The sequence below is a fragment of the Streptomyces alkaliphilus genome (genome assembly GCF_014141535.1).
GTDB classification, from domain to species: Bacteria; Actinomycetota; Actinomycetes; order Streptomycetales; family Streptomycetaceae; genus Streptomyces; species Streptomyces alkaliphilus.
Map to the genome: position 1 here is coordinate 1 of NZ_VKHT01000479.1, position 3,897 is coordinate 3,897.

The 3,897-nt window shown below is 74.3% G+C and carries 3 protein-coding genes; 2 read left to right on the forward strand and 1 reads right to left on the reverse strand.

Going from position 1 to position 3,897, the window contains the following annotated elements; all coding sequences use genetic code 11:
* Positions 1-246: 246 nt before the first annotated feature.
* Positions 247-1,794, forward strand: a complete 1,548-nt coding sequence (locus FNQ90_RS15285; RefSeq protein WP_182606887.1) for a hemolysin family protein — start codon at positions 247-249, stop codon at positions 1,792-1,794.
* A complete protein-coding gene (locus tag FNQ90_RS15290) occupies positions 1,782-2,852 on the forward strand; it encodes a hemolysin family protein (RefSeq protein WP_182606888.1) in 1,071 nt (356 codons plus the stop codon). The genes FNQ90_RS15285 and FNQ90_RS15290 overlap by 13 nt, the downstream gene beginning before the upstream one ends.
* A gap of 156 nt (positions 2,853-3,008) precedes the next feature.
* Here FNQ90_RS15290 and FNQ90_RS15295 read toward each other — a convergent pair whose 3' ends face one another.
* Complete coding sequence (locus FNQ90_RS15295) at positions 3,009-3,458, reverse strand: cupin domain-containing protein (RefSeq protein ID WP_182606889.1); 450 nt, start codon at positions 3,456-3,458, stop codon at positions 3,009-3,011.
* Positions 3,459-3,897: the final 439 nt, after the last annotated feature.

The window sequence follows — 3,897 nt, forward strand, 5'->3', positions numbered from 1 at the left end:
CCGGCACACCGCCGGACCCTCGGCGCCCCGGTCCCCGGGGCCCGTGTCCGGGAGCACGGAACACGCGCCCCGCCCGGGGCGTTCCCCTCCACGATCTCCCACCCCACCGGGGCCGCGGACGTGGTCACGGCCCCCGTCGAAAGGAGCGACGTTGTCCGTCAGATCGTCGGACCCGCCTGATCATCACAGTCCCCGACCACCCCGTTCCCACAGGACGACCCGCGGCACGCGACGGGGTGGTGTCCGATGAGTGCCGCGACGGGTCTGGCGGCCGTCCTGCTGCTGATCCTGGCCAACGGCTGGTTCGTCGCCCAGGAATTCGCCTACGTCGCCGCCGACCGTCTCACCCTCGCCCGGGAGGCCCGGGCCGGTGACAAACGGGCCGCGCGCGCGGTGCGCGTGCAACAACGCCTGTCCTTCATGCTCTCCGGCGCGCAGCTGGGCATCACCGTCACCGGCCTGGTGGTCGGTTTCCTGGCGGAGCCCGCCGTGGCGGAGCTGATCTCCCCGCTGCTGACCGCCGCCGGTGTGCCGCAGGCCGCCTCCCTGGGCGTCTCCATCGCCCTGGCCTTCGTGCTCGCCACCCTGATCCAGATGGTGATCGGCGAGCTGGGGCCCAAGAACCTGGCGCTGGCGGTGCCCGAGCGGCTCGCCAAGGGCATGGCCGCCCCGACCCTGGTGTACCTGCGGATCGCCGGGCCGGTGATCCACGTCTTCGACGCGGCGGCGAACCGACTGCTGCGGCTGGTGGGCATCGAACCCGCCGCCGAACTGCACCAGGGCGCCACCGCCGAGGAGCTGGGCCGGTTGATCACCGAGTCCACCGAGCACGGCCGGCTGACCCCGGCCACCGCCGAGTTGCTCGACCACGCGTTGGAGTTCTCGGACCGGACGCTGGTGGAGGTGATGGTGCCGCGCGTGGACGTGGACCTGGTGCGCGCCGACACCCCGGCCGCCGAGGTGATCGAGTTGATCGGCCGCCGGGGCCACACCCACTACCCGGTGGTCTCGGACCGGGTGGACGACGTGCGCGGCGTGATCGGAGTGCGCGAGCTGATGCGGCTGCCCGGCGACCGACTGGAGACGGCCACGGCCGGTTCGCTGGCACGTCCCGCGCTGCTGTTGCCGGACTCCCTGCCGCTCCCCGCGGCCGTGGAACAGATGCACCTCGCCCGATCGGAGTTCGCCGTGGCGATCGACGAGTACGGCGGCCTGGCGGGCATCGTGACCCTGGAGGACATCGCCGAGGAGTTGGTGGGCGAGATCGCCGACGAGAGTGACCGGGTGGTCGCGGTCGCCGTCGCGGACGGCGCCGGCGGCTGGCTGGTGGACGCCGGTCGGCGGGTGGACGAGGTGGCGGACGTGATCGGGATGCCGCTGCCGGAGGACGACAGCTTCGAGACGGTGGCCGGTCTGATCGTGGACCGTCTGGGTCGCTTCCCGGGCGTCGGCGACCGGCTGACCCTGGAACTGGCGGACCCGAAGCGGACCACCGTCGAGGTGGAGGTGCTGGAGCTGGACCGGCACGTGCCGGAGCGGATCCGGATCGGCCCGCCCGCGGGCCGCTCCGGCGCCCCCGGGAACAATGGGGCCGGGCGCTCGGCGGACGACGCCGGGGCGGGTGCGGGCGGACACGCCGCCGGCACCCGGGACGCCGACGACCGGGCCGACCGCCGTGCGAACGGGCGCCGGTCCGCACGCCCGTCCGGCGGGGTGCCGGCCCCGGGCCCCGACCGCACCGCGGGTGAGGGTGTCGGCGACACCCGGAGGGAGCGTGCGTCGTGGATCCGTTGACCGCGGCTCTGCTGACCGTCCTGCTGCTGCTGGCCAGCGGCCTGTTCGTGGCTGCCGAGTTCGCGCTGGTCGCGGCCCGGCACCACCGCATGGAGCAGGCGGTGGCCGAGGGCAGGCGGGGCGCCCGCTCGGCACTGACCGGGATGCGGGAGCTGTCGTTGATGCTGGCGGGCTCCCAGTTGGGCATCACCGCCTGCACCCTGCTGCTGGGCTACATCTCCAAACCCGCCGTCTCCGACGCCGTGGAGCCCCTGCTGCTGGCTGTGGGGCTGCCGGCCTCGCTGTCGTACGGGATCGCCTTCGTCATCGCGATGGCGGTGGTGGTGTTCCTGCACATGGTGGTCGGCGAGATGGCACCGAAGTCGTGGGCGATCTCCCACCCGGAGCGCTCGGCGATGCTGATGGCGCCGCCGTTCATGGCGATGGTTCGGGTGGTGCGCCCGCTGCTGTGGGTGCTGAACAAGATCAGCAACGGGCTGGTGCGGCTGTGCCGGGTCACCCCGGTCGAGGAGTTGTCCTCGGTGCACAGCCGGGAGCAGTTGACGCATCTGGTGGCGGAGTCCACCCGGATGGGACTGCTGACCGAGAGCGAGTCGGGTCTGTTGACCCGATCGCTCACCGAGCCGCAGACCCCGGTGGGGTCGCTGAACGTGGTGCCGGCGGCGGAGATCGTCTCGGTGCGACCGGGCGCCGACCTCGAGGAGGTGCTGGCGACGGCGACGGAGAGCGACCACACCCGCCTCCTGGTACGGGACGGCGACCGGGTCCTGGGGTCTGTGCACGCCCGGGACGCCATGGTCGCCCGGGCCCGCGGGCGCTCGGTGACGGCGGCGGCGCTGGCCCGGCCGGTGCCGAGGCTGCGCGCGGAGGACACCGTCGCGCAGGCCGTGGAACAGCTGCGGCAGCACCGGGCGTCCCTGGCGGTGGTGCACACGGCCGAGGACGGCCGACTGATCGGCCTGATCAGCCTGGACGACCTGCTGGGCCGGTTGCTCGCCGCGCGGCGCCCGGCGGGCGCCACGGTGGCCGGGGGCCCGACGGGGCCCGACGGGGTCTGATCCCACGGGCACCGGCCGGCGGCGTGCGCGCCGTCGGCCGGTGCCCGTGACGCGGACGAGGAGGGGCAAACGCCATGGCGTTTGCCCCTCCGTTCGTCGGCTCGACCGGTACCACCGATCCGGAGCGGAACGGGTCGTTCCCCGGGTAGCGGCCCCTCAGTACGCGCGGTCGGTGCGGGCCCGGCCCGCGCCGTCCACCAGCAGGATCTCGCAGCCGGCGGCCGCCGCCCGGCGCCGGGCGCCGGGGGTGAGGGTGCACACCTCACCGGCGCGCAGGCTCAGCCGGGTGCCGTCCGCCTCCTCGATCTCCATCTCGCCCTCCAGGACGAGGCACAGCTCGGGGGTGCTCGTGCCGAACGGCGCGGGGCCGGTGCCGAACGGCGCGGTGCCGCCGAGAGGCCCGCCGCCGAGAGGCCCGCCGGAGGGTTCGGCGGGTGGTGCGGAAGGGGCGGTCGGCGGTGCCTCGGTGCCGAGGGGCGACGGGGCGACCGGCGACACGACGTCCGGGGAGTCCGCGAGCACCGGCTCGGCGGCCGGCGCGGAGGCGAACGGGGACCCGCCGCGTCCGGGTACGGGGGATCCGGGGTGGACGTCGGGCGTCGCCATGGAAACCTCCGGCAGGACTGAAACGGGTGACGGGGGCGACACGAACGCGTCGGTCACCCAACCGTCCCCCGAACTCTGCCAGAACGCGGAGCGTCGCGCAGCCTCGGGCCCGGCCTCCGGTGGGTGCCGCACCGCCCGGGCCGCCGATCCCCGCTGTTCGGGGGCGGTTGGGCGGATTCGGGAATCCGGTGCGCCGACACGCCCGCCGGCCGGTGGTCACCACCCGTGACAGCCGGGGCCGTTGGGGACGGAACCGAAAAAGGGGCCACAAAAGCACATCAGGGGCGGACATCGGGGGCGAATGCCGCACAGGGGATGGCCGCGTGCGAGCGGGATTGACGGGACCGCGTCACGTTAATACGTTTCAGTCCTCTGGGAGCGCCACCCCGCGACACCGCCGCACCTCTTCACACGCCACACCCCCACACCCCCACACCCC

Bases quoted from the DNA above. Each gene is read 5' to 3' on its own strand.
- FNQ90_RS15285 (WP_182606887.1), top strand. From the start codon at position 247: ATGAGTGCCGCGACGGGTCTGGCGGCCGTCCTGCTGCTGATCCTGGCC.
- FNQ90_RS15295 (WP_182606889.1), bottom strand. From the start codon at position 3,458: ATGGCGACGCCCGACGTCCACCCCGGATCCCCCGTACCCGGACGCGGC.